The sequence below is a fragment of the uncultured Caulobacter sp. genome, assembly GCF_947036865.1.
GTDB lineage: Bacteria > Pseudomonadota > Alphaproteobacteria > Caulobacterales > Caulobacteraceae > Caulobacter.
Map to the genome: position 1 here is coordinate 1 of NZ_CAMQSF010000044.1, position 25139 is coordinate 25139.

At 68.3% G+C, this 25139-nt stretch carries 22 protein-coding genes and 1 tRNA gene; 14 read left to right on the forward strand and 9 right to left on the reverse strand.

Annotated elements, in window-relative coordinates; all coding sequences use genetic code 11:
- The first annotated feature begins 163 nt into the window (after positions 1–163).
- Genes Q0V34_RS17410 through Q0V34_RS17425 form a run of 4 tightly spaced genes read left to right on the forward strand, consistent with a single transcriptional unit; the run spans position 164 to position 3380 of the window.
- Positions 164–2152 (forward strand): protein meaA, encoded by a 1989-nt coding sequence (locus Q0V34_RS17410; protein WP_297514477.1) that lies wholly within the window; start codon positions 164–166, stop codon positions 2150–2152.
- Between the two features lie 33 nt (positions 2153–2185).
- On the forward strand, positions 2186–2692 hold the full coding sequence (locus Q0V34_RS17415) for a hypothetical protein (protein ID WP_297514480.1): 507 nt from the start codon (positions 2186–2188) through the stop codon (positions 2690–2692).
- 48 nt (positions 2693–2740) lie between these two features.
- On the forward strand, positions 2741–3031 hold the full coding sequence (locus Q0V34_RS17420) for a nucleotidyltransferase family protein (RefSeq protein WP_297514483.1): 291 nt from the start codon (positions 2741–2743) through the stop codon (positions 3029–3031).
- Positions 2976–3380, forward strand: a complete 405-nt coding sequence (locus tag Q0V34_RS17425; protein WP_297514486.1) for a DUF86 domain-containing protein — start codon at positions 2976–2978, stop codon at positions 3378–3380. Before Q0V34_RS17420 ends, Q0V34_RS17425 begins: the two co-directional genes overlap by 56 nt.
- Here the strand turns inward: Q0V34_RS17425 and Q0V34_RS17430 are convergent.
- From Q0V34_RS17430 to Q0V34_RS17440, 3 genes are all read right to left on the reverse strand, one after another.
- On the reverse strand, positions 3377–4753 hold the full coding sequence (locus Q0V34_RS17430) for an MFS transporter (RefSeq protein WP_297514489.1): 1377 nt from the start codon (positions 4751–4753) through the stop codon (positions 3377–3379). The genes Q0V34_RS17425 and Q0V34_RS17430 overlap by 4 nt on opposite strands.
- Positions 4754–4827: 74 nt before the next feature.
- The gene (locus Q0V34_RS17435; protein WP_297514492.1) at positions 4828–5322 is read right to left on the reverse strand and encodes an SRPBCC family protein; all 495 of its coding nucleotides are present in this window, start codon (positions 5320–5322) and stop codon (positions 4828–4830) included.
- Between the two features lie 83 nt (positions 5323–5405).
- Entirely contained in the window at positions 5406–5885 is a 480-nt protein-coding gene (locus Q0V34_RS17440; protein WP_297514495.1) for a pyridoxamine 5'-phosphate oxidase family protein, read from the reverse strand.
- A 139-nt stretch (positions 5886–6024) separates the two neighbouring features.
- Here Q0V34_RS17440 and Q0V34_RS17445 point away from each other — a divergent pair, with 139 nt between their 5' ends.
- Together Q0V34_RS17445 and Q0V34_RS17450 are read left to right on the forward strand one after the other, a co-directional pair.
- Positions 6025–6789 (forward strand): SDR family oxidoreductase, encoded by a 765-nt coding sequence (locus Q0V34_RS17445; protein ID WP_297514498.1) that lies wholly within the window; start codon positions 6025–6027, stop codon positions 6787–6789.
- A 134-nt stretch (positions 6790–6923) separates the two neighbouring features.
- Positions 6924–9440 carry a response regulator gene (locus Q0V34_RS17450; protein WP_297514539.1) on the forward strand — a complete coding sequence of 839 codons (2517 nt, stop codon included), beginning with the start codon at positions 6924–6926 and terminating at the stop codon, positions 9438–9440.
- On the opposite strand, the gene Q0V34_RS17455 is transcribed toward Q0V34_RS17450, so the two are convergent.
- Positions 9437–10597 carry an aminotransferase gene (locus Q0V34_RS17455; RefSeq protein ID WP_297514500.1) on the reverse strand — a complete coding sequence of 387 codons (1161 nt, stop codon included), beginning with the start codon at positions 10595–10597 and terminating at the stop codon, positions 9437–9439. The genes Q0V34_RS17450 and Q0V34_RS17455 overlap by 4 nt on opposite strands.
- An 89-nt stretch (positions 10598–10686) precedes the next feature.
- On the opposite strand from Q0V34_RS17455, the gene Q0V34_RS17460 reads away from it, so the two are divergent.
- Positions 10687–10935 carry a GlsB/YeaQ/YmgE family stress response membrane protein gene (locus Q0V34_RS17460; protein WP_297514503.1) on the forward strand — a complete coding sequence of 83 codons (249 nt, stop codon included), beginning with the start codon at positions 10687–10689 and terminating at the stop codon, positions 10933–10935.
- Positions 10936–10997: 62 nt separating this feature from the next.
- Here Q0V34_RS17460 and Q0V34_RS17465 read toward each other — a convergent pair whose 3' ends face one another.
- Both Q0V34_RS17465 and typA read right to left on the reverse strand, forming a co-directional pair.
- Entirely contained in the window at positions 10998–14534 is a 3537-nt protein-coding gene (locus tag Q0V34_RS17465; protein WP_297514506.1) for a TonB-dependent receptor, read from the reverse strand.
- A gap of 217 nt (positions 14535–14751) precedes the next feature.
- The gene (typA, locus tag Q0V34_RS17470) at positions 14752–16584 is read right to left on the reverse strand and encodes a translational GTPase TypA (protein ID WP_297514508.1); all 1833 of its coding nucleotides are present in this window, start codon (positions 16582–16584) and stop codon (positions 14752–14754) included.
- A gap of 598 nt (positions 16585–17182) precedes the next feature.
- Here typA and Q0V34_RS17475 point away from each other — a divergent pair.
- Positions 17183–17785 (forward strand): hypothetical protein, encoded by a 603-nt coding sequence (locus tag Q0V34_RS17475; RefSeq protein WP_297514511.1) that lies wholly within the window; start codon positions 17183–17185, stop codon positions 17783–17785.
- The gene (locus Q0V34_RS17480) at positions 17778–17987 is read left to right on the forward strand and encodes a helix-turn-helix domain-containing protein (protein ID WP_297514514.1); all 210 of its coding nucleotides are present in this window, start codon (positions 17778–17780) and stop codon (positions 17985–17987) included. Before Q0V34_RS17475 ends, Q0V34_RS17480 begins: the two co-directional genes overlap by 8 nt.
- A gap of 20 nt (positions 17988–18007) precedes the next feature.
- Here Q0V34_RS17480 and Q0V34_RS17485 read toward each other — a convergent pair whose 3' ends face one another.
- Positions 18008–18934 (reverse strand): N-formylglutamate amidohydrolase, encoded by a 927-nt coding sequence (locus Q0V34_RS17485; RefSeq protein ID WP_297514517.1) that lies wholly within the window; start codon positions 18932–18934, stop codon positions 18008–18010.
- 138 nt (positions 18935–19072) lie between these two features.
- Between Q0V34_RS17485 and cpdR the strand changes: the two genes are divergently transcribed.
- The 4 genes from cpdR (at position 19073) to Q0V34_RS17505 (ending at position 21745) form a co-directional block, all read left to right on the forward strand.
- On the forward strand, positions 19073–19429 hold the full coding sequence (gene cpdR, locus Q0V34_RS17490; RefSeq protein ID WP_004616083.1) for a cell cycle two-component system response regulator CpdR: 357 nt from the start codon (positions 19073–19075) through the stop codon (positions 19427–19429).
- A 112-nt stretch (positions 19430–19541) separates the two neighbouring features.
- A tRNA-Val gene (locus Q0V34_RS17495) sits at positions 19542–19616 on the forward strand.
- A 323-nt stretch (positions 19617–19939) separates the two neighbouring features.
- Positions 19940–20521 carry a helix-turn-helix transcriptional regulator gene (locus tag Q0V34_RS17500; protein ID WP_297514523.1) on the forward strand — a complete coding sequence of 194 codons (582 nt, stop codon included), beginning with the start codon at positions 19940–19942 and terminating at the stop codon, positions 20519–20521.
- A gap of 3 nt (positions 20522–20524) precedes the next feature.
- Positions 20525–21745 (forward strand): type II toxin-antitoxin system HipA family toxin, encoded by a 1221-nt coding sequence (locus tag Q0V34_RS17505; RefSeq protein WP_297514526.1) that lies wholly within the window; start codon positions 20525–20527, stop codon positions 21743–21745.
- A gap of 62 nt (positions 21746–21807) precedes the next feature.
- Here Q0V34_RS17505 and Q0V34_RS17510 read toward each other — a convergent pair whose 3' ends face one another.
- Both Q0V34_RS17510 and Q0V34_RS17515 read right to left on the reverse strand, forming a co-directional pair.
- The gene (locus tag Q0V34_RS17510; protein ID WP_297514529.1) at positions 21808–22026 is read right to left on the reverse strand and encodes a DUF5961 family protein; all 219 of its coding nucleotides are present in this window, start codon (positions 22024–22026) and stop codon (positions 21808–21810) included.
- A gap of 67 nt (positions 22027–22093) precedes the next feature.
- On the reverse strand, positions 22094–24055 hold the full coding sequence (locus tag Q0V34_RS17515) for a M10 family metallopeptidase (RefSeq protein WP_297514532.1): 1962 nt from the start codon (positions 24053–24055) through the stop codon (positions 22094–22096).
- Between the two features lie 256 nt (positions 24056–24311).
- Here Q0V34_RS17515 and Q0V34_RS17520 point away from each other — a divergent pair.
- Positions 24312–25139: outer membrane beta-barrel protein (locus tag Q0V34_RS17520; RefSeq protein ID WP_297514536.1), on the forward strand; the 828-nt coding region annotated here is incomplete at its 3' end.

A 25139-nucleotide genomic window follows, 5' to 3' on the forward strand; every position in this document is an offset into this window, starting at 1 on the left:
AGGCGGGCGTCCCGGAAGACCTCCAAAGCTTACGACAGCTCCTCACAGACAAGGGTTTCGATTCGTGTCGCGCCCCATTCGCACCCGCGAAATCCATATTGCGCCGCAGCAAATCCCGGCTCATGATCGTTGATAATCAAGAACGATAAGCCGGGAGCCCGCCATGACCTCGACGCCGTACCAGCACGCGCCCGATCCGCCCTGGATCTTCCGCACCTATGCCGGCCACTCGACGGCGGAGAAGTCGAACGCGCTCTATCGCGCGAACCTCGCCAAGGGCCAGACCGGCCTGTCGGTGGCGTTCGATCTGCCGACCCAGACCGGCTACGACCCCGACCACATCCTGGCGCGGGGCGAGGTGGGCAAGGTCGGGGTGCCGATCAGCCATCTCGGCGACATGCGCACCCTCTTCAGCGACATCCCGCTGGAGAAGATGAACACCTCGATGACCATCAACGCCCCGGCCGCCTGGCTGCTGGCGATGTACGTCGCCCTGGCCGACGAGCAGGGGGCGGATCGGCGCCTGCTGCAGGGCACGACGCAAAACGATCTGATCAAGGAATATCTGTCGCGTGGCACCTACATCTTCCCGCCGGGACCGTCCCTGCGGCTGATCGGCGACATGATCGCCTGGTGCTATCGCGAGGTTCCCAAGTGGAACCCGATGAACGTCTGCAGCTACCACCTGCAGGAAGCCGGGGCGACGCCGGAGCAGGAACTGGCCTTCGCCTTGGCCACGGCGATCAGCGTGCTCGACACCGTCAAGGCCGGCGGCCAGGTGCCGGACGAGGACTTCGAGATCGTCGCCTCGCGGATCAGCTTCTTCGTCAACGCCGGCGTGCGGTTCGTCACCGAGCTGTGCAAGATGCGCAGCTTCACCAAGCTGTGGGACCAGATCCTGCTGGAGCGCTACGGCGTCCAGGACAAGAAGGCGCGGCGGTTCCGCTACGGGGTGCAGGTCAACTCCCTGGGTCTCACCGAGCCGCAGCCCGAGAACAACGTCTACCGCATCCTGATCGAGGCCCTGGCCGTCACGCTCAGCAAGGACGCCCGCTGCCGGGCCCTGCAACTGCCCGCCTGGAACGAGGCGCTGGGCCTGCCGCGGCCGTGGGACCAGCAGTGGTCGCTGCGGCTGCAACAGGTGCTGGCCTACGAGACCGACCTGCTGGAATACGAGGACCTGTTCGACGGCTCCCACGTGGTCGAGGCCAAGGTCGCCGAGCTGTCGAAGGGAGCGCTGGAGCAGCTGGCCCTGATCGACGCGATGGGCGGGGCGGCCAGCGCCATCGACTACATGAAGGCCGAGCTCGTGGCCTCCAACGCCAAGCGCGTGCGGGCCGTCGAGACCGGCGCGATGACCGTGGTCGGCGTCAACCGCTGGACCGAGACCGAGGCCTCCCCCCTTTCGGCCGGCGAGGGCGCCATCGAGACCGTCGACCCGCGCCTGGAGGCCGAGGTCGTGGCTAGGCTCAAGGCCTGGCGCGCGGACCGCGACGCCGCCGCCGTCGACGCGGCGCTGGCCGCCTTGAAGGCCGCCGCGCGCGAGGGCCGCAACGTCATGGAGCCCTCGATCGTCGCCGCCAAGGCCGGGGTCACCACCGGCGAGTGGGCCGGCGCGCTGCGCGAGGTGTTCGGCGAATATCGCGGCCCGACCGGCGTGGCCGTCGTGGTCTCGACCGGCGAGGCCGAGGACGTCGAGGCGGTGAAGCAGGAGGTCGAGCGGGTCTCGGCCCTGCTGGGCCGCACCTTGACCTATCTGGTCGGCAAGCCGGGCCTCGATGGCCACTCCAACGGCGCCGAACAGATCGCCACCCGCGCCCGCGCCTGCGGCATGGAGGTGATCTATGACGGCATCCGCTCGACGCCGGAAGAGATCGTCCGCCGCGCCAAGGAGAGCCGCGCCCACGTGGTGGGCCTGTCGATCCTGTCGGGCTCGCACCTCGATCTGGTGCAGGAGGTGATCCGGGTGATGCGGGCCGAGGGGCTCGGCGACATCCCGGTCGTGGCCGGCGGCATCATCCCGCCCGAGGACGCCCTGATCCTGAAGCAGATGGGCGTGGCGCGGATCTATACGCCCAAGGACTTCAAGATCACGCAGATCATGGGGGACGTCGTGAAGCTGGTCGAGGCGACGGCGCTGGCGGAGGCGTGAGCGACGCTTGAGAAGCGCCGCCATGATCCCCAAGTGCGACGGGGTTCGGGCGAGGGCTTCGCGATGCTGATCTTCCTGCTGGCGTGTCTGATGGGGCTGGCGGCGTTTTCGACGTCGCCGCTGGGCGGACTGCTCCGCCGCTATCTGGTCGAACTTCCGGCCCGTCGGCTCAACGCGATCAGGCCGGGCCACGTGGCGATGCTGGTGGGGCTGGCGATCTTCGGCCTGATCATGTTCCGTCTGTTCGACGCCGAAGGCCTGCGGGTGTTCGGCATGATGGCGCCGGAGATCGGCGTCTGGTTCAGCACGTTCGAGCTGTCGCTGATCATGGACGCCCTGATGCTGGGCGCGGCCATCGCGGCGACAGCGCGGCTGCGCGACATCGGCCTGCTGGTTCGCCAGGCGGTGAACCGGCTGGCCGCCTGGCTGGGGCGCCCGTTCGGGGCGCGACAACCCCGCACGCCGTCGCGTCCGCGCCGGCCGGAAGGCTCGACCGCCGATGATCCCGACCCGTGGGGCTGGACGCCGGTCCTGGCCTGAGGCGACGCCGCGTCATCATGATCGGCGCTTCCGTGCTATGATCGCGCCATGACCCTCGACGAAGCCCTCGCCAAGCTGCGCGCGGCCAAGCCGCTGCTCGACCGCTACGGCGTCGCGCGGATCGGCGTGTTCGGCTCGACGGCGCGCGGCGAGGCGAGGCCCGACAGCGACGTGGACGTGCTGGTGGAGTTCGCGCCGGAAAAGCACCCGGGCTTGGATTTCTTCCGTTTGCAGAACGATCTGGCTGATGTCCTGGCGAGCGAGATCGACCTTGTGACGCCGGATGGCCTGCACCGGCGCGTGCGCGACCGCGTGCTGCGCGAGGTCGCCTATGCCTAAGAGCGAGCGGGACGCGGAGCTGCGCCTCGACGACATCCTGCAAGCGATCGAGCGCATACGCTCGTATGTCGCGGGCGCCGATTTCGCGCGGTTCGGAGCCGAGCCCATGCTGTTCGACGCCGTGTCGATGAACGTCCTGGTGATCGGGGAGTCGATCGGACGCTTGCCGGATCGCCTGAAAGAGCGGCTTAGCGGCTTGCCTTGGAAGAGCATGGTCGCCGTGCGCAATCTGGTCGCCCACGGCTATCCGGAGCTGGACGCGAGGATCGTCTGGGACATCGCGACGACAAGGCTGGACGCCTTGGAGGCCGTGATCGCGCCGATGCTGGCCGAGATCGAGGACCCCTAACCCCGCCCCAGCCTCCAAGCCGCCGCCCAGCCCACCGCCGCCAGCGGCGCGAAGGCGGCGAACAGCAGCAGGCCGTGGCTCGCGGCCAGGGTCGGGTCGATGCCGTGGCCAAAGCCCAGGATGTTGGCCATCGCCCCCGCGCCGGCCGAGCCGGCGGCGCCGCCGATCAGCTGGGCGGTCGGGACGGCGCCGGAGGCCATGGCCTGCTCGTCGGCCGGGGCCCCGGCGATCGTGCGGCGGGCGATGAAGGCGTGGGCCAGGCCAAAGCCCGCGCCCAGGACCGCGAAGGCCAGGGCCGTCTCGATCATCGTCCCGCGCGCGGTGGCCCAGGCGCTGATCAGGGCGCCCAGCAGGATCAGGCCGGCGCCGAGCCGCACGAGCCGGCCGTCCTTCTCGGCGGGCACGTGGCCGACCAGCAGCGCGCAGGTCGTCCACCCGGCGGCGATCGCGCCGGTGACATAGCCGGCCAGCAGGGGCGAGGCCTGGTGGCGGACCTGGATGAAGGCCGGGCCGTAGACGGTGAAGCCGATCGCCGCCGCCTCGCAGGCGAAGATGGTGAGCAGCCCGAGGCCCGTGGCCGTGCGCAGGTCCGCCGCCGAGCGCGGCAGCAACCGGTCTGCGGTGCGGGCGTTGGCGACCAGCATGGCCGCCATGCCCAGCACGCCGCCGACGGCCAGGACGGCCGCGAGCATCGGCGAGCCGACGACTCCGGCCGCGCCGATCAGGCTGACGCCGATCACCAGCAGCACGAGCTGGACGGTGGGGACGCGGCTTCGGCCCGTGTCGCGGCCCTCGGCGGGCAGCATGACCATCACCGCGCCGACGAAGATCACCGCCTGGATCACGAACAGCCAGAAGGCCCCGCGCCAGAAGCCGGCGGCGGCGAACAGCCCGCCTAGCGTCGGCCCCAGCAGGGTCGCCGCGCCCCAGACGCCCGCGATCGCGCCATAGACGCGCGGCCACAGGCTCTCGGGGAACAGGGCGGTGATGGCCACGTAGCACAGGGCCACGACCGCTCCGGCGCCCAGGCCCTGGACCAGGCGTCCAAGGATGAAGATCACGAAGTCGGGCGCGGCCGCGCTCATCGCGCAGCCGATCGCGTAGACGAGGCCCGTCAGGGCGGTGGCGGTCCGCAGGCCCAAGCCCACCGACAGCTTGCCCGAGCAGGCGCCGGCGACGATCGAGCCGGTCAGATAGGCCGCCACCGACCAGCCGAAATACTGGTAGCCGCCGATCTCGCGGGCCACGCTGGGCATGATCGTCGCGGTGACCAGGGTGTCGGCGGCGTTCAGCCAGATGCCCAGGCACAGCAGGGCGAAGCGCGGCGCCACCGCCCTGTCGACGAGGCTCTGGGTCGAGGAAGACGAGGTCATGGGCGGCACATGGCCTTTTTCGGTCGCGAGGCCAAGTCCCGACCGCGCGCCGCCCGGACGGTCCTGGGGAGGCGTCAGAGCGTCTTGGCCAGCTCCGTCAGCTGATCGGTCGCCACGCCCCAGCCCTCGTGGAAACCCATCTTTTCGTGGGTCGCCTTGTCCTCGGCGCTCCAGTGGCGGACCGCGGCCCGGTAGCGGGTCCGGCCGTCGCCCAGGTCCTCGAAGGTGATGATGCCGACCATGAACGGCTTTTCGGACGGGCTCCAGGTCTCGGTGAAGGCGTCGGTGAAGACGAGCTTCTTGTTGGGGATCACTTCCAGATAGACGCCCGGCTGCGGCACGCGCTCGCCGTTCGGGCCGTTCATCACCAGATAGCTGTTGCCGCCGGTGCGCACGTCCTGACGCACGTCCGACACATACCAGGGCTTGGGACAGAACCAGAGCGGCAGAAGCTCGGCGGAGGTCCAGCAGCGGTAGAGCGTCTCGGCCGGCGCATCGATGATGCGCTCCAGGACCAGTTCGCGGTCGGCGGGGAAGGCGGCGGCGTCGAGGGCGGTGTCGAGGGGCATGGGGGGCGTCTCCGGCTGCGATGCAAGTCTCGCGGCTAGGACGCGCGCGCTCCAGCCAGATCGACATCGGTCCCGAAAAAATCTCAGGCCGGGGCCAGCATCGCCTCCAGCGCCTCCGCCGTGACCAGCGTCGTGTGGCCGAAACCCTTGCGGTAGTCGAGCAGGGAGATGACCCGCGGCGTCACGCAAAACAGCGCCAGTTCCCCCTCGTCGTCGGCCTTGAAGGCCTGCGAGACCTGCGGGAACTTCTCCAGGAACAGGCCTCCGATCGCCAGCATGTGGTCGGGATCGGTGACGCGCGCGGCCTGGCCGCCCAGCGAGACGCCCTGGATCTGGTCCCAGTCGTCATAGGGCAGGGTGACCGTCAGCGACACCCGCCCGTCGCGGGCCATGTTCGCGGCCTTCTGGGACCGGGCCGAGCAGCCGATATAGATCGACAGCCCGTCATTGACGTAGCTGACCGTGGTCGCCTGCGGCCAGCCGTCGGCGCGCAGGGTGGCCAGGGTCAGATCCCTTCCGGAGTCGAGAATCCGGACGATGTCGCGGTGCGTGCTACGGTCCATCGCGTGCCTCCTTCCACGCGATCAGCTTGCATGGCGAGGACGGGTCCGCCCTGATCCAGATCAAGCGGCGACGGCTTGACCGCGCGGCGGCCGCGACGCACTGTGACGAAAATTCAAACAAGCGTTTAGGGAGGGCGCCATGAGCCTCTTCGACCTTTCGGGCAAGGTGGCGATCATCACCGGATCCTCGCGCGGGATCGGCAAGGCGATCGCCGAGCGGATGGCCGAGCACGGGGCCAAGGTGGTGATCTCCTCGCGCAAGGCCGGTCCCTGCGAGGAGGTCGCGGCGGCCCTCAACGCCAAGCACGGCGAGGGGACGGCGATCGCGGTCCCGGCCAACATCGCCTCGAAGGAGGAGCTGCAGAACCTGGTCGACGAGACCCGCAAGGCTTTCGGCCGGGTCGACATCTGCGTCTGCAACGCCGCCAGCAATCCCTACTACGGTCCTCTGGCCGGGATCAGCGACGACCAGTTCCGCAAGATCCTGGACAACAACATCATCAGCAATCACTGGCTGATCGGCATGGTCGCCCCCGAGATGCGCGCGCGGAGGGACGGGTCGATCATCATCGTCAGCTCGATCGGCGGCCTGCGCGGCAACGCCATCATCGGCGCCTACAACATCTCCAAGGCCGCCGACTTCCAGCTGGCGCGGAACCTGGCGCACGAGTTCGGTCCGGACAATGTCCGGGTCAACTGCATCGCGCCGGGCCTGATCAAGACCGACTTCGCCAAGGCGCTGTGGGACAATCCCGAGACCCTGAAGCGCTCGACCGCCGGGACGCCCCTGCGCCGCATCGGCGAGCCCGACGAGATCGCCGGCGCGGCCGTATATCTGGCCAGCCAGGCCGGCAGCTTCATGACGGGCCAGGCGCTGGTCGTGGACGGGGGTGCGACAATCTAGTCGCCGCGAGCAGAGCCAAATCCCGCCGAGCGCGCCTCAAGCTTAACCCTGCTTACATCTGTTCCCGCGAAGTCTGCGGCCAGACTTCGAGGCTTGGCTTGCGCGGGTTCTTCATCTTTCTGGTCCTGCTGGGGATGCTCGCGACCGGTCCGGCCTGGGCGCGGGACAGCGCGTCGCTGGACGACAGGCTGACGCAACTGGCCCAGGAGGTCGCCTCGCGCGAGGTCCGCGACCCGCCGCGCGACGACGAGGATATCGAACGGGCCGGCCGCAGGGCCCTGCGCGAGCGCGGCGAAACCAGGCTCTATGGTCTCTGGCGCGTGCTCTACGCCTACAAGAGCAACCAGATCGAAGGCCGCTTCAATCGCTGGGCCGAGACCATTCGCCAGACGGCCCAGCGCGAGCGCGATCCCACCCTGGCGCGGCTGGTCGATCTGGAGGTCCTGGCCTATCGCCACGAAACCCATGGCTTTCGGGCCTTCACCGACGCCGATTGGAGCGCGTTCCTGACCCGCTCCGGCCCGGATATCCGCCTGATGGCGGGCGTCGAGCGGGTGCGGCATCTGGGCCAGGTGGGCCGCTGGGCCGAGGCGGCCCGGCTGGCGGTGAATCTCGGCGTCGACCTGGAGAACCGCGGCGCGATCGCCCAGCCGGTGCTGGCCGAGCTGCACCAGGTGCACAGCTACACGCTGTCGGACATCGGCGACAAGGAAGGCGCGCTCGACCACATGGCCCAGGCCGTGCGCCTGGACGAGCGGGACACCTTCTACATCCGCAGGATCGAACGGATCTACGACATCGCCTTCACCGCCGCCGAACTGGATCTGCTGGACTCGGCCGAGCGGTTCGCGGCGATGCATCACCGGATGGTCGCCGCCGCGGTCGATCCGGACCTGAAGACCTGGGACCGCTTTCTCTGCGCGCGCATCGCCGCCCAGCGCGCGGCGCCCCGGCGTGTTCTCGAATGCCTGGAGCCGGCCCGGGCCGACCTGGCCCATCCGAAGATCCGGCTCGAGGTGCTGATGCTGGGCCAGCGGGCCCTGGCGCAGGCGCAACTGGGCCAGGGCGCGCTGGCGCGGGCGGATCTGGCGGCGGTGCGGGCCGCGCCCGACGCCCTGACCCCGCGCAATCCACACGCCGAGGCGCTGGTCGAGGCCTATATCGACCAGGCCGAGGGCCGCAGCGCCCAGGCGTTTCGCGAGTTGGACGCCTGGCGCCGCGCCGACAGCGCCAACGCCGAGCACGCGCATGCCCGCAGCGTCGCCGAGATGTCGGCCGCCCTGGACAGCGAGCTGCGGGCCAAGCGGGACGAGAGCCGCCGCCTGACCGAGGAGGTGCGGCTGTCGCGCAGCCTGGCCCAGGCCTCGGCGGTCATCGCGCTGCTGCTCGGCGTGCTGGTCGCCGGCGGGATCGGCTGGGCGCTTCACCAGCGCCGCGCGTCGCGGCGGCTCAGAAGCGCTCAGGAGAGCGCCGAGGCCGCCAGCAAGGCCAAGTCGGCGTTCCTGGCGGTGATGAGCCACGAGCTGCGCACGCCGCTGAACGGCATGCTGGGCGTGGGTCAGGCCCTGCGCGCCGGTCCGCTCAGCCAGGAGCAGCGCGATCAGGTCGACCTGATGCTGGACAGCGGCGCCACCCTGCTGGTGCTGCTCAACGACATTCTGGACCTGTCGAAGATCGAGGCCGGCAAGCTGGAGATCGCGCCGACGGTCGGCGACATCGTCCAGACCTGCGGCCGACTGGTCCGCGGCCACCAGCCGACGGCGCGCGAAAAGGGGGTGGAGCTGACCTTCAACCTGGAAGGTCCCGCGCCCGGCCCGCTGATGTTCGACGGCGTGCGGGTTCGCCAGTGCCTGACCAATCTGGTCTCCAACGCCTTGAAGTTCACGACCCACGGCCGGGTCGAGGTGGCGCTGGCCTGCTATCCGGAGGCCGAGGGGCGGGTGCGCGTGTGTCTGCGGGTTTCCGACACCGGCATCGGCATGAGCGAGGCCACGATCGCCAAGCTGTTCCGGCCGTTCACCCAGGCCGACGCCTCGACCACCCGCAATTTCGGCGGCACGGGCCTGGGCCTGAACATCACCCGCCGCCTGGTCGAGATGATGCGCGGGGAAATCCGCGTCGAGAGCCAGGAGGGGCTCGGGTCGGTCTTCACCATCGAGATGATCGTCGACCCGGCCGAGCCCGCCGATCTGCCGGCCTACGAGGACGAGGCCGGCGACGCGACGCCGGCGTTCGCCGCCCTGCAGGGGCGCCGGGTGCTGGTGGTCGATGATCATCCGGTCAATCGCCGGGTCATCCGCATGTTCCTCGATCCCTTCGCCTGCGAGCTGATCGAGGCCGAGAATGGCCAACAGGCGCTGGACGCCCTGGAGCGCCAGGCCGTCGACCTGGTGCTGATGGACGTCAACATGCCGGTGATGGACGGCCTGGAGGCCACCCGCCGGCTGCGGCGCGACGAGCGCTTCGCGCGCCTGCCGGTCATCGCCCTGACGGCCGACGTGATGTCGGCCCAGATCAAGACCTGCCTGGAAGCGGGCTGCGACGCCCATGTCGCCAAGCCGATCGACCTCCGCAACCTGCTCTCGGTCATGGACCGCTGCATGGCGCGCGGCATGGCCCGCGACGTCGCGGCGGGTCTTGGCGCGATCTAGCGGTACAGCGTCCTGGCCGCCGCCAGCCGCCGGACCGCCTCGTCCAGCGTCGCATCGGCCTTGGCGAAGCACAGGCGGACCACGGTGGTCACCGGATTCTCCGCATAGAAGGCCGAGACGGGAATCGCCGCCACCCCCTGTTCGGCGACGATCCGCTCGCAGAAGGTCACGTCGTCGAGCCCGATCCCCGACGCCGCCAGGTCCACATTGAGGAAATAGCTGCCCTGGCTCTCCAGCACGGCGTAGCCCGCCACCGCCAAGCCCGAGGCGAGGCGGTCGCGGGCGCGGGCGAGGGCGGCGGGCATCTCGTCGAACCAGGCGCGATGGTGCTCCAGCCCCCAGGCGACGGCGGCTTGCAGGTTCGGCGGGGTGGTGAAGGTCAGGAACTGGTGAGCGGCGGCCAGGGCCTTGGCCAGGGGCGGGGCGGCGCACAGGAAGCCGACCTTCCAGCCGGTCATGCCGAACAGCTTGCCGGCCGAGCCGATCTTCACCGTCCGTTCGCGCATGCCGGGGACGCCGATCAAGGGGCGGTGCGCGCGGCCGTCGAAGACCACGGCCTCCCAGACCTCGTCGCACACGGCGATCACGTCATGCCGGACGCAGAACTCGGCCAGCAGCGCCAGGTCCTCGTCGGGCGTCACCACCGCGGCGGGGTTCAGCGGGCTGTTCAGCACCACCAGCCGCGTGCGGTCGGAGAAGGCCGCTTCCAGCATCGCCCGATCGAAGCGCCAGGACGGCGGGCTCAGCCGGACAAGCCTCGGGATTCCGCCGGCCCGGCGGACCAGCGGCAGGTAGGCGTCGTACAGCGGCTGGAACAGCACCACCTCGTCGCCCGGCGCGATCAGCGACAGGAAGGCCGCCGCCAGGGCCTCGGTCGCGCCGGAGGTGACGATGATCTCGCTGTCCGGGTCCAGCGACAGGCCCTGGGTTCGGCCGTAGTGGCCCGCGACCGCGGCGCGCAGTTCGGGCAGGCCGCGCATTGGCGGGTACTGGTTGGAGCCGTCCAGCAGGGCCCGCGCCGCGGCCTCGCGCACCGGCAGGGGGCCCTGATCGTCCGGAAAGCCCTGGCCCAGGTTGATGGCGCCGTGCTGGCGGGCCAGGCCGCTCATCCGTTCGAAGATCGTGGTCGGCAGATTGTCGAAGACGGGGTGGACCATGGGTTCGACGTAGCATTGAAACTCGCCGTTCGCCCGCGCATTCCTACGGCGCAGCTTCTTTGGGAAGCGGGCGAGGGGAGAACAACGACATGCACGGCGTCGGGCTCATCGGAGCCATCATCATCGGGCTGCTGGCCGGTTGGATCGCCGAGAAGGTGATGAACCGCGACCACGGCTTCTGGACCAATCTGGGCGTCGGCCTGGTGGGCTCGCTGCTGGGCGGGTTCCTGGCCGGGATCTTGGGCATCCACTTCTGGGGCTGGATCGGCAGCCTGGTCATCTCGACCCTCGGCGCGATCCTGCTCTTGTGGCTGCTGGGCCAAATGAAGAAGGGCTAGGGGAATAACAAAAAGGGCGCGGCCGAGGCCGCGCCCTTCCGTCTTCGAGGCCGGTTTCCCGACTAGAAGCGATACTTCAGGCCAAAGCCCACCGACCACAGGCTGGCGGCCTGGTCGACCGTCGGCGTGGCCAGGGTCGTCGGCGAGGCCGTCGTGTAGCTGTAGCGGTAGGCCGCGCAGGTCGGGTCGGCCGCGCCGGCCACGGTGCCGTCGGCCTTGGCGCACTGAGCGTTGACCACCACGCCGCCCGAACGGCTGTTGGTGTATTCCTTCACCACGCCCCACTTCTTGTTCAGCAGGTTGCCCAGGTTCTGGATGTCGACCGTGAACTGCAGGCTGTGGCCTTCCAGCATCGGCACCGGGATGTCCTGGGCGTACTGGAAGTCGATGCGGTTGACGCTCGGGTTCTTGCCATAGCCGCGCGGCACGATCTGACCCATCGGCAGATTGAACTGCTTGACCAGGGCCTTCATCTTGTCGACCGAGGCTTGGCTGTCGAAGAAGACCGTCGCGCCGGTGGGGCCGACGAACTTCAGCGGGTTGGCCGCGTCCGGGCTGTTCAGGTTCGGGATATAGGCCAGGGCGTCGTCGCGCGACACGCCGAAGGTCGGGTTACGACCGCCGGCCGGATCCGTCATCAGGAAGGTGATCGGACGACCGTCGCGGCGCTCGCCGAACAGGGTGAAGCGCGACACCCAGCCCGGACGAACTTCCAGCTTGTAGCTGAGGTTCACCTTCAGCGAGTTGCGGATCAGGTTGTTCGACTTGCCCTCGGTGGCGGCGTTCGGATCGAGGCCGAAGCCCTGGTCCGGATAGTAGGCGCCGCTGGTGGTGTTGCCGCCGGCGGTGGTGCCGAATTCCGAGATGCCGCCGTAGCCGTGGCCGTACTGCCAGGTGTAGGCGCCCCAGGCGTCGACGCCGAAGATGTTGCGGTGGGCCGACAGGGCGACCGTCCGCGTCCAGTTCTTGGTCGAGGGGTTGTAGGCCTGGATGTCGCCGAACAGGCCGAGATTGGCCAGGTCCGGGTTGCTGGCGATCGGCAGGCCCAGGGCCGCGCGGTTCGCGTTGACCGCGTTGGCGTCGGCGCCGGGGATGACCAGGCCGTCGTAACGGGCGCGGCCGTCCGGCGTGTACTGCTGGACGCCGTTGATCGTCAGCAGGCGCGCGCGGGCGTCGCGGAAGGCCACGTTCACTTCCGACCAGCTGGCAACGGCGTCGATGCCCCAGTCGATGCCCAGCTGAGTGGTCTTGAACGAGATGTTGGTCTTCCAGTCCGCCGGCATCTTGAAGCCGGGGGCCAGCGAGTTGGTGTAGGCGTTGCGGCGGCTGGCGCTGTCGGCGGTCAGCAGCGACTGAGCAACGGCCGCCGGGTTGGTGATGAACGAGGCCGAGCCCTTGTTGATCGTCAGCAGCGCGTTGCCGACGGCCGGGTCGACCGCCAGGTTGGTGGCGGTGTCGACGAAGCCCGTGGGGTTCCGGCGGATCGCGAAGCTGTTGGTCAGGGCGCCGGTGGTGCCGCCGTAGCTGTTGCCCAGGAACACGTCCGGAAGACCGCCCGAGACGAGGCCGAAGCCGCCCGACAGTTCGAACCAGTCGCCGTTGTACTTGGCCGAGACGCGCGGCATGACGACGTCGATGCCGTCATAGGTGGTCTGGTTGGAATAGCCGTAGCGCTTGACGAAGTTGGGGTTCAGCGTCGGCTTCTTGTCGGCGGCGTAGTGGTCCCAGCGGACGCCGAAATTGACCGTCAGGTTGTCGTTGACGTCCCAGGTGTCCTGGGCCAGCAGCGTGTGGACCTTGTAGTCCAGCACTGCGGCGGCGTCGGTGGCCGTGCCGGTCAGCGAGTTGCCGTACGACAGCTGGTTGGCGATGCCGGCTTGGAAATCGGCGACGCTGTCGAAGTAGTAGACGCCGCGGGCGGCCTGCAGGAAGAGGTTGTAGATCTCCATCCCGCGATACTGGTAGCCGGCCTTGATCTGGTGGTGCTCGATGCCGGTGAAGTTGGCGATGAACGAGCCCGAGGTGTCCTTGGTCTTCAGCACGTTGGCCTGACGGAACTGGTCCGGGCCGAAGGCGATCGACGGCACGCCCGACGAGCACGAGAAGACCGCGCCGACGCTGGTCGGGTCGGTGCAGATCGTGACGTTGGCGAAGCCCTGGCCTTCCGGCGGCAGCTGGCCGCGCTGATAGCCGCGGAACGCGACGCGGGCTTCGGTCGACAGGTTCGGCGTCCAGCGCGAGTTCAGCTGCAGGGCGTAGTTGTCTTCGTTCTCAGGCTGGACGTACCAGTTGGTGTCCAGGCTGATGCTGGTGGTCGAGGGGCTGCGCTTCCAGACCGAGCTGAAGGCGTGGCGATAGGTGGCCGTCAGGCGCTGACCGTCGGCGATGTTGTAGTCGATCTTGACCGACGACTTTTCGTCGAGGATCGGCTTGACCAGGCTGACCGCGCCCGGCTTCAGCAGGCCCGAGGCGGCGTAGCCGCTCCAGTTGGACAGCACCGAGTCGATGTCGGCCTGGGTCGCGCCCGCGCCCGTCGAGACGCCCGGGATCTTGTTGAAGTTCGCGGCGAAACCCGCGCCGGCCGGACCCACGCCGGTGACGTCGAAGCTCTTGAACTTCTCGTACGAGGTCGCGAAGAACAGGCGATCCTTGATGATCGGACCCGAGAGGAAGAAGCCGAAGTTGCTCTCGTGGATCTTGTTCTTGACCTTGCGGTAGCCGCTGACCGGGCCTTGCAGGATGTCGTTGTTCACGAAGCCGACGTTCGGCAGCTCGTTCCCGACCATGCGGGTGGTGCGGTAGTTGTCGAACGCCGTGCCGTGGAACTGATTGCCGCCCGATCGCATGATCAGGTTCAGGGCGCCGCCGGTGAAGTCGCCGTCTTCCACGTCGAACGGCACGGCCTGGATCGACACCTGTTCGAGGGCTTCGAACGAGACCGGGCCGCGGTTGGTCGACAGGCCGCCGGTGTTCAGGCCGTAGCTGTCGGCCGAGCGGACGCCGTCGATGGTGATGCGGTTGGCGCGCGGCGAGGAGCCGGCGATGTAGAGGCCGCCCGACGGGCCGGTGCCGCGCGCGACGAAGTCGAGGTTGGCCAGCGGGTCGCGACGACCGATGTCGCGGATGTCGCGCTTGACCGACACGACGGCGTCGATCTGCTGACGGCCCAGGGTGGTGCGCGAGCCGACATTGGCCAGCTGGCTGGTGGTGGCGGCCTTGGCCGCGGTGATCACGACTTCCGAGACCTCGGCCGCCGGCGCCAGGGCCAGGCGGACGCGCTGGGCGTCGCCGACGTTCAGGAACAGGTCGCCGAGCGCCTGCGGGGCGAAGCCCTGGGCGGTGGCGGTGATCTTGTAGGGGCCGCCCACGCGCAGGCCGCGCACGTCGAAGGCGCCCGCTTCGTTGGTGACGGCGACCTGGTCGGTGCCGCTGGGGACGTGGGTGACGGTGACGGTGGCGCCGACGATCGGCGCGCCCTTGTCGTCAACGGCGACGCCGCGGACGGCGGCGGTGGTCTGCTGGGCATAGGCGGCCGGCGCGAGCGCGAAGGCCAGCGCGCCGAAGGCCGCTCCCGCGGCCAACTTGCGGGCGAAAGACATGGAAACCCCCTGAGGTGAATCGCCCCAGAGAGTCGGGACGACTGCCTCGCCCCCTACTGCGCCAAGTATACAGATTGTTACTTTATTTGTGACGCTTCGATGACAGACTGACGAATGTCGGAAGGCTGTGCTTTTCCGCCACGCGGGGCGCCTGCGTTTTGCCCACCCTAGACGATGACGGCGGCCGGCTTGATCGCCGGCCGCCGTCGATTCCGTCCTAGTCTTCCTTCGAACGCTTCTTGCGGAACGAGGGGTTCAGCACCTGTTTCCGCAGGCGGATGTTCTTCGGCGTCACCTCGACCAGCTCGTCGTCCTCGATATAGGCGATGGCCTGTTCCAGGGTCATGCGGCGCGGCGGGGTCAGGCGGATCGACTCGTCCTTGCCCGAGGCGCGGACGTTGGTCAGCTGCTTGGCCTTCATCGGATTGACGTCCAGGTCGTCCGAGCGGCTGTTCTCGCCGATGATCATGCCCTGGTAGGTCTTCTCGCCGGCCCCGACGAACATCACGCCGCGCTCTTCCAGGTTCCACAGGGCGTAGGCCGCCGTTTCACCGTCCGAGTTCGACACCAGCACGCCCTTGCGCTGCTGGTCGATCGGGCCCTTGTGCGGCTCGTAGTGGCTGAACACGCGGTTCAGCACGCCCGAACCGCGGGTGTCGGTCAGGAACTCGCCTTGGTAGCCGATCAGCGAGCGCGAGGGCGACAGCAACTGGATGCGGGTCTTGCCCGCGCCCGACGGGCCCATGTCCTTCAGCTCGGCCTTACGCGCCGACAGCTTTTCGATGACGATGCCGGTGAACTCGTCGTCGACGTCGATGACGACGTCTTCCATCGGCTCCAGGCGCTCGCCGTTCTCGCCGGTCTGATAGACGACGCGCGGACGGCTGATCGACACCTCGAAGCCTTCGCGGCGCATGTTCTCGATCAGAACGCCTAGCTGCAGTTCGCCGCGACCGGCGACTTCATAGGCATCCTTTTCCGAGGTCTCGGTGACGCGGATGGCCACGTTGCTCTCGGCTTCGCGCAGCAGGCGGTCGCGGATGACGCGCGACTGCACCTTGTCGCCTTCGCGGCCGGCCAGCGGGCTGTCGTTGACCGAGACGGTCATCGAGATGGTCGGCGGGTCGATCGGCTGGGCGGGCAGGGCCTCGGTCACTTCCATGGCGCACAGGGTGTCGGCCACGGTGGCCTTGCTCATGCCGGCGATGGCGACGATGTCGCCGGCCTCGGCGCCCTCGTCGACCGGTTGGCGCTTCAGGCCGCGGAAGGCCAGCACCTTGGTGATGCGGCCGCGCTCGATCTCGTTGCCGTCACGGTCCAGGGCGTGGATGGCCATGCCCGGGATCGCCTTGCCGCTGGCGATGCGGCCGGTCAGCAGGCGGCCCAGGAACGGGTCGCTTTCGATCAGCACGTTCAGCATCTGGAACGGCTTGTCCTTGTTCTCGGCCACCTTGGGCGGCGGCACGTGACGGACGATCAGGTCGAACAGCGGGGCCAGGTCGTCGTTCGGCTGGTTCAGGTCCAGCGTCGCCCAGCCGTTGCGGCCCGAGGCGTAGATGTGCGGGAAGTCCAGCTGCTCGTCCGTGGCGCCGATGGCGGCGAACAGGTCGAAGGTCTCGTTGTGCACGCGGTCCGGATCGGCGTGGGCGCGGTCGACCTTGTTGATGCAGAGGATCGGGCGCAGGCCCATCTTCAGCGCCTTGGTCAGCACGAACTTGGTCTGCGGCATGACGCCTTCCTCGGCGTCGACCAGCAGGACGCAGCCGTCCACCATGCCCAGGATCCGCTCGACCTCGCCGCCGAAGTCGGCGTGGCCGGGGGTGTCGATGATGTTGATGCGGGTCTCGCCCGCCTCGCCGTTCCACAGCACGCTGGTGCACTTGGCCAGGATGGTGATGCCGCGCTCGCGTTCCTGGTCGTTGGAGTCCATCGCCCGTTCGGTCGTGGCTTCGTTGGCGCGGAAGACGCCCGACTGGGCCAGCAGCTGGTCGACGAGGGTGGTCTTGCCATGATCGACGTGCGCGATGATGGCGATATTTCGCATGTTCATGGGAACGGACGGACTTTCGGGAGGATTAGGGATGACGCGGCAAAGCATCAGGCGCGCGGCTTTTACGCGACCGCGTACAATTTATCCACCCCCGACGCTCCGAAACACTTGTCGCGGGAAACCGGTGTCATGCGCAAAGCCTTACGGCGCTTGGCTTTGCGACACTGTCGCGAGGCAGACGGTTTCAAACGCAACAATTTGTGCGGCGCAGCATGCCGCAAAATGAGGCAAATGAGCGTTCGGCGTTTCAGCATTCCTTGCGGCGTAAAGGGTTTCTCTAATCCCCTGTAGATAAATCGACATTAAAGCGCGATTTTTCGCTTGCTCGTTTTTGCGCCGCACCCTATAACCAATCCCGTGAGGCGGCGCTGCCGCTTCTGCCCTTCCTGGGCGTTTCCTCCCTAATGAACTGGCCCGGTGGTTTCACCGGGCTTTTTTTTGGCTTGAGGCGCGCGAACCCGCTCGGACCTCGCCAAACGCCGCCGCCCCTTGACGGCTTGTAACCTATAGGTGATATGTCACCCATGGGTTACAGGAGGGCTGTGGCATGAATGGACCGGATCGAGATCGCGCGGCGCGCGCGCGGAGCGTGGCGCTCGTGGTCGTTGGACTCGGCGTGGCGATCGCCGCGGCTGGCGCGGTCGTGGCCCTGAAACGTCCCCAGGGCTGGTCTTTCGAAACCGGCTTCGCGGTCGGATTGGGCGCCGCCCTGGCGATCGGCGGCGCGATCAAATTCAAGCGCTCGCCGCTATCCGAAACGCCGGCCGCCGGTCGGCTGGACACGCTGCAGCGGCAGCGCAGCCGCCAGCTCGTGGTTCTGCCGGCCCTGATGCTAATGCTCCTGGGCCAGGCTATCGGCGGCCTGCACGCCCTGGCGACCGGCGAGGCCCGGATGGTCAGCTACATCCAGATTCTCATGCCGGTGCTGTATGGCTGGTTGATCCCGGCGATCGTCATGGGCTGGGATGGGCAGTCGCGGCGCCATCGCCGCTATCTGGACGACGAGTTCACCCGCGCCCTGCGCAGCCAAGCGCTGACGGCGGCCTTCCTCTGCCTGATGGCCGGCACGACGGCGGCCCTGGGGCTGGGGCTCTGGCGCCCGATCTTCGGCGTGGTCGCCCTGCCCCTGGTGCTGGCCATCAGCGGCGCCGTGGCGGGACTTCGCTTCGCCTGGCTTGAGCGCGAGGCCGAGCGTGGGTGACGCCCGCCTCGGCTCTCGGCTGAAGGAGGCGCGGATCAGCGCCGGCTTGACCCAGCAGGGCCTGGCCGACAAGGCCGGCGTCTCGCGCAAGACCATCAACACAGTCGAGAACGGCGTCTTCACGCCCTCGACCCTGCTGGCCCTGGAGCTGGCGCGAGCGCTCGGCGTGACGGTCGAGGATCTCTTCTTCCTGCGCGATTAGGTCCCGCGATTGGCGCGGGGCTAGCGCAGTTCGGCGAGGTCCAGCGACGCAAGCGCGCGGGTCAGGATCTCGGCGTCGCGGCTAAGCCGCGCCAGGCCCTCGGTCGGCTCGCGCGTGGTCTCGTCCATATAGAGCGCGCGGTTGATCTCGATCTGCAGGGCGTGGGTGCGCTTGGCCGGGCGGCCGTAGTGCTCGGTGGTGTAGCCGCCGGCATAGGGCGCGTTGCGGGCGACGCGATAGCCCATCGCCTCCAGCTCGCGCTCGACGAGGCCCGTCAGCTTCGGCGAGCAGGCCGCGCCGAACCGGTCGCCCAGCACGATGTCGCACGGCCCGCCGCCCCGGGCGCGCTGGCCGCTGGCCGCCGCCGCCGGCATCGAGTGCCAGTCGATCAGGATCGCCGCGCCGTGCGCCGCCCGCGCCGCCGCCAGCTGCCGGTCCAGCGCGGCGTGATAGGGGCCGTGGGCCAGGTCGACCCGACGCCTGGCTTCGTCGAAGGTCAGCTTGCGCGCATAGATCGGCCGGCCCTCGCCGGCGAGCCGCGGAATGGCGCCCAGGCCCGCCGCCACCCGCGCCGTCCGGCCTTGGGCGTAGTCGGGCAGCTCGTCCTCGAACATCGAGGGATCCAGCTCCCAGGCCTCGCGGTTGAGGTCGATATAGGCGCGGGCGAAGCGGGCGCGGATCACCGCCGCGCCCAGGACCGGCGCGCCGCCGATGATCCGGTCGACGAAGGCGTCCTCGGACGCCCGCAGCGTCTCGACCGGCAGCCGCGCGGCGGCGATCATGTCCTCGGGATAGACGGCGCCCGAATGGGGCGAGGCGAAGACCAGGGCCGTGGGCGGCGGCGCGCCCGCCGGCGCGGCGCGCAGCACCTCGAACGCCGGTCCGCCGAAGGTCTCCAGCGGCGCGGTCGCGAGCTCGTCGTTCGCCATCGGCCGCCAAGCGCTCATGCCCCATCATCGAAGCCCGACGCGGCGCGGTCAAACGCCAATCGATCCACAGACCGCGACGTTTAGGTTCATCCCCGATTTACGCTCGCCGCGATAAGGTGGACGCTCTATCGACGACTGACCCTGGAACGTGACCTCATGGCCCGCATCCTCCTCGCCGAAGACGACGATTCCCTGCGCGGCTTCCTGGCCCGCGCGCTGGAGCGCGCCGGCTTCGAAGTTCAGGCCTGCGCCGACGGCGAGGAAGCCGTTCAGCACCTCGAGCATCCCTGGGACCTGTTGCTGACCGACATCGTCATGCCGGGCATGGACGGCATCGAGGTGGCGCGTCAGGCCGCCGCCCGCGACCCGTCCCTGCGCATCATGTTCATCACCGGCTTCGCCGCCGTCGCCCTGTCGGCCCAGGATCGCGCGCCGGCCGGCGCCAAGGTTCTGTCCAAGCCGGTCCACCTGCGCGATCTGGTCGCCGAGGTGGAAAAGATGATGGCCGCCTAGGGCCGTCAAAAAGTTTCGAGAGGCGGCTTGCGCGCCAGCCGAGCCGCCGCTATACCCCCACACCTTCCCGGCCGGGACGCCTCCCAGAGAGGTCGCCCCGGATCGCTTCGGCGGACGCGTAGCTCAGCGGGAGAGCACTACGTTGACATCGTAGGGGTCACAGGTTCAATCCCTGTCGCGTCCACCATCCTTCCTCTTCCTATGAATTAACCTGGCTCGGACGCGGACACGTTTATCTGCTCGGCGGGCTCGTTCCGAAACGGCGCCCCTTGTCGTCTCCTTCCCCCTGAAGCCGCCATCACGTCGCCCGCCAGCCCGGGCCGTGAGGAGCGCGCTGGAATGTGTCAGCGGTTTCGGGTTACAACGCTTCCCCGCGTGCGTTTTGATGCATTAAATTACATCAAAGTGGGCTTTCGATATTAAATCAAATATCGAACTTGGAGGTTCGCGAGCTGAGTGATATATTATTTTATATGATATAATCTGTATGATATAAAAAGGTGCATCAAGTTGGAAAGCCGGACGCGCGCGCTCACGGACGCCCTGCGCGAGGCGCGCGGCCGTAAGGGATGGTCCCAGCGCGATGTGAGTGAACGGATGAAGCTGACCCAGGCTCAGCTGTCCCGCATCGAAAGCGGCGCTTCCGACGTGCGGCTGGCCACGTTCGTCGAACTCGCCCGCATTCTGGATCTCGAGCCGGTCCTGGTTCCGCGCTCGGCGCTCGCGGGCGTCGGCGCCGTTCTCCGGGAGCTCGAGGCGGGTCAAGACGCGCGCATGGTTCGCGGCGCGGCCAATGAGCTCATGCGGATCGCCAAGAGCCTCCGCGTTCGTTATCCGAGCGAACCTCTACCCGACCGGCTCGAAGCGCTCGCGGGCGATCTGCATCCGATCGAGTCGCTGTTCCAGCCGTCCGCCGCGCGGGCCGAGCTGAAGGATATCGTCGAGGACCTGCGTCGACGGGCGGACGAGCCGGCGAGGAATCTCGACGGCCTCCGCCGCGGCGTCGACCGGCTCGCGTCGTTGCGCAATCGACTGGTGCACGATCGGAACCCCGCGGAGCGGCCAGCCTACACGCTGGACGACGAGGTCTAGGCGATGGTCGACATCCTTCAGGTCTGGATCGGTGAGCGCAAGGTTGGCGCGATCACCGGCCTGGGCGGCGATCGCTCGATCTTCACGTTCGACGACGACTACGCCGAAGACCCCCGGCGGCCCACGCTGAGCCTGGCGTTCAAGAGCGAGACGGGCGGCCTTCTTCGCGATCACGGCGCCACTCAGACACGGCTCTTGCCCTACTTCTCCAACCTCCTTCCGGAGGGCCGCCTGCGCGACTACTTGGCCGAACGCGCCGGCGTGAAGTCCAGTCGCGAGTTCTTCCTTCTCTGGGCGCTTGGCGCGGACCTTCCCGGGGCGACGCGTATCGTCTCGCAAGACGGCGGCGGGCCTCCCGTCGGCGTCGGCGGATCCGTCGACGCCCCGCTCGCCGCGCGCGCGGATCGCGCGCTGCGCTTCTCGCTCGCCGGCGTGCAGTTGAAGTTTTCCGCCCTGGCCGGTTCGCCGAGGGGGCTAACGATTCCGGTTCATGGCGATGGCGGGGACTGGATCGTCAAGCTGCCCTCGGCCCAATACGCCGGAGTGTCCGAGAACGAGTACGCGATGATGTCGCTGGCGCGGGCGATCGGCATCGAGACGCCGGACATCCGGCTGCTCGGTCTTGAAGACATCGATGGCCTGCCCGCCGACATCGGCCGGCTTGAGGGGAGGGTGTTCGCCGCTCGGCGCTTTGATCGTCTCGCCACCGGCGAACGCGTGCAGATGGAGGATTTCGCTCAGGTCTTCGGCCTGTATCCCGAGGAGAAGTACGAGCGCGCGTCGTACCGGGGCATCGCCCGGGTGATCTGGCGGGAGACGGGCGAGCAGGGCCTGATGGAGTTCGTCAGGCGGTTGGTGTTCAGCGCCCTGATCGGCAACGCGGACATGCATCTGAAGAACTGGTCCCTTCTCTATCGAGACGGGATCAACGCGACCTTGGCGCCGGCCTACGACTTCGTGGCGACCCAGGCCTATATCCCCGACGACAAGGCCGCTCTGAAGGTGTCGCGCAGCAAGCGTTGGTCGGATCTTGGCCGGGAAGAGCTGATCGTCATGTCGCGCGGAGCGGGGCTGCCGGAGACCCTGGTGCTGAGCACCGCCGCCGACACGGTCGCGGCGTTCCGCGAGGTCTGGAGCCGGGAGCGAAGCGGCCTTCCCGTCGACGCGGCGGTGAAGTCGGTCGTCGAGACCCAGCTGGAAAGCGTGCCCCTGGCTCAGGCCTGACCTCTAAACGTTTGAAAGCGAGCCTGTCTGTTTCGAATGATCCCATTCGAAACAGACAGGCTCTAGCCGCACGGCTCGGTTTCGCCGGTCGCGAGGTCCACCCGGAAGCACTGCTCGCGGCCCGTGGCGGTGTCGCGGACGATCAGCGCCAGGGCGCCGTCGTCGTCGGCGTCGAAGGCGAAGTCTTCGACATAGGCGGCGGCCGCGGGCTCGGGGCTGGGTTCGTCGACCGGGCGGGCGTGGTGGCCGTGCAGGTGAAGGGCGCGAACGGTGTAGGGCATGCGGGGTCTCTTCGAAGCCTCTCGTCGTCGAGAACGCGCCGCGCCGCCTTTGGATTCCCGGACCGCCTCAGGTCAGATTGTACTCCGGCTTGGCGTAGACCCCGATCAGGTCGACGCCGAACACGTTGTGGGTGACCTGATCGGCGAACAGGGCGTCGGCCGACTTGGCGTAGACGCCGATATCGGCCTTCTCGGCCTCGGCGAGCAGCCAGCCGACCATGGCGGCCTTGGTGCCCAGACCCCCGACGCCGTCGCCGCCATAGCCGGCGAGATAGTCGGCCCGCGAGTCGATCAGGGCGTGGACCTTGTCGTCGGTCGGCGTGAGGCCGAAGATCGTCGCATAGGCCTTTCGCGTGGCCTCGAACAGCGACAGCGAGCCATAGTTGGCGGCGAAGCTGGCGGCGCCTTCGCCCAGCTTGCCCAGATTGACCGCGAAGTTGATGTAGCGGTTCTCGTAATTGAACGACTGGTAGTAGGCGCTGTTGAGGTTGTTCGGATTGGCCCCGCTCGGCGCGACCAGATAGTCCATGCCGGCCGCCGTGGGCGTCTTGCCGGTGAAGAACTGATAGGTCAGGGCGGCCACCGCGCTGGTCGAGATCGCCGCCTTGGTCACCTGGGTGATCGCGTCGGCATAGCTGCCGCCGGCGGCCATGGCGGCGGCTAGGCTCTTGGTCAGGGCGTCGCCGGCGACGCTGAACGGCGCCAGGCGCAGCACGTTGGTCATCGCGGACGCCACGCGGCTGTCGACCATGGCCACGGTGCGGTCGGAGAAGGCCAGCGCCTCGATATTGACGAGCGTGTCGGTCCCGTCGGTTCCGATATTGTCCTTGATCGTCCAGCCGCCATTGGCGTTGGGGGTCAGGGCGTACCCGGCGAACTTGCCGGCGTAGACGGCGGTGTCGACGCCGGCGCCGCCGTCGATCGTGTCGTTGCCCGCGCCGCCGGTGATGCGATTGTCGACGGCGTTGCCGTTGATCACGTCGGCCGCCGAGCCGCCGATGGCGTTCTCGATGGTGGCCCCGATGGCGATGGTGACGTTGCCGGTCAGGCCGCCGACGCTGGAGAAATAGCCCGAGCGCAGGTCGATGGTCTGGGCGACCTTATAGCCCGAGAAGTCGAAGGTGTCGGTCCCGCCGGCGTCCCAGACGGCGAAGACCAACCTCGTCGAGGACGACGTCGCCGAGAACCAGTCGCGATCGGCGGTGGAATTGAAGCCGTAGACCGTGTCGCCGGTCCGCGTCGTCATGTTCGGCCCGTAGGCCAGCTGGGCCGCGGCGATGTCGTCCAGCAGCGGCGACGAGGCGTAGGCCCCGTTGAAGGCGCCGCCGGTGTTCGACTCGCTGAAATAGGACATCACCGTGTACTGGCGGCTGTCCTCGTAATAGCTGGCGTCGGTCGCGTAGGTGATCGTCTTGTCGGCGCTGGCGTTGTAGTCGGACGGGTGCGCCAGGCCGATCGCGTGGCCCAGCTCATGCACCAGCACCATGCCGCCATAGTTGGAGCCGGTGGGGTTGGCGTTGTAGCTCAGGGTCGCGTTGATCCAGACGTCGCCCGACCTGTTGTTGGGCGCGTAGTTGCCCGGATAGAAGCCGAACCCCGCCGAGCCGCTTTCGCCCGTGGCGTAGTTGGCGAACAGGATGGCGGCGTTGTTGCTGTAGGCGGCCGGGTCGGTCGTTCCCGAGCCGACGCGCACGAACACGATGTTGGCCACGTCGGCCCAGGCCTGCAGCGCCTTTTCGGCCTGGACGATCTGCGCGGCGGTGAACTGGGAGAAGCCGCCGGTGTCGCTGGGCATGGTCTGAGGCGCGGTCGCGCGGTAGGCGTAGGTCACCGTGGCGGGCGTGTTCAGCGCCGCGGACCAGCCGGGCTCGCCGCGCAGCAGCTGCGAGGCGGCGCCCGCGACCGTCAGGCTGTTCTTGCCGGCCACCGTCCCGACGCGGCTGTCGGCGTCGACGAAGGCGTTCGGCTGGTCGCCGCCGGTCACGGCTTGCGGCTCGGGGCCGGGCTGGGGGAAAGGTTCAACGCTCACGGCCATACTCCAATCGCCCCTGGTCGGAACTATGGATAGTCCGAGATTCTTCCGCAATCTTAGCTATTTGCGACAAGTTCGCGCACCGCTCCAGGCCACCGCAGCTTCGCCGCATCATGGCGACCACGCCACAATTTTCGTAGTTGGCCGCGATTTGTGGCTTATCGGCAACACCTGAATCCGACTTCAGCGCGTTTGTCGTGCTGGGTCCCGGGGACGTGTCGGGCCCGCGACATACATTGAAAAGGGTTTTGACATGAAGATGCGGTTGCTGGTCGGCGTCGCGGCGGTAGCGCTCGGCGCCGCCTCGGGCGCCTTGGCCCAAAGCGCTACGAGTGGCTGGTACCTCGGGGCTGACGCTGGCTATCATCAGCCGGACGACGTCAAGGCGACCTCCACCAACAATTATCAGTGGAACTTCGGCAGCGACCACGATTGGACCGCTTTCGGACGCATGGGCTACAAGTTCAGCCCGAACTGGCGCGTCGAGGCCGAGTTCGGCTATCGCCCCAGCGACATCAAGAGCGTTCGCGGCGCGGGCCTGGTCGGCGTGAACGGCACGGGCACGGGCCAGCCGGTCGGCCTCTGCACCGCCGGCGTCGGCCGCACGTCGGCAGCGGCGACCTGCGGCGAGCCGCAAGGCGAGTTCAAGGCCTCGACCCTGATGGCCAATGTCATCTACGACATGGCTCCGAACTCCAGCATCAGCCCGTTCATCGGCGTCGGCGTCGGCACCGCCTGGGTGCACAACAAGGTCTATGGCCAGCTGTCGGGCGTTCCGGCCGGCGCGGCCATCTACCAGAACACCAGCTTCGACGACGTCGACCAGGCGTTCGCGATGCAGGGCTTGGTCGGCGTGGCGTGGAACTTCGCCAACAACTGGTCGATGGACCTGACGGGCCGCTATCTGCGCACCACCAAGCTGGACTGGGGTTCGGTGACCCAGAACGCCGGTCCCGCCGGCGGCTCGATCACCGACGTCGGCACGTTCTCGGGCCGCTACAAGGACACCTCGGTGACCCTGGGTCTGCGCTACACCTTCGGTTCGGCCCCGCCGCCGCCCCCGCCGCCTCCGCCGCCCCCG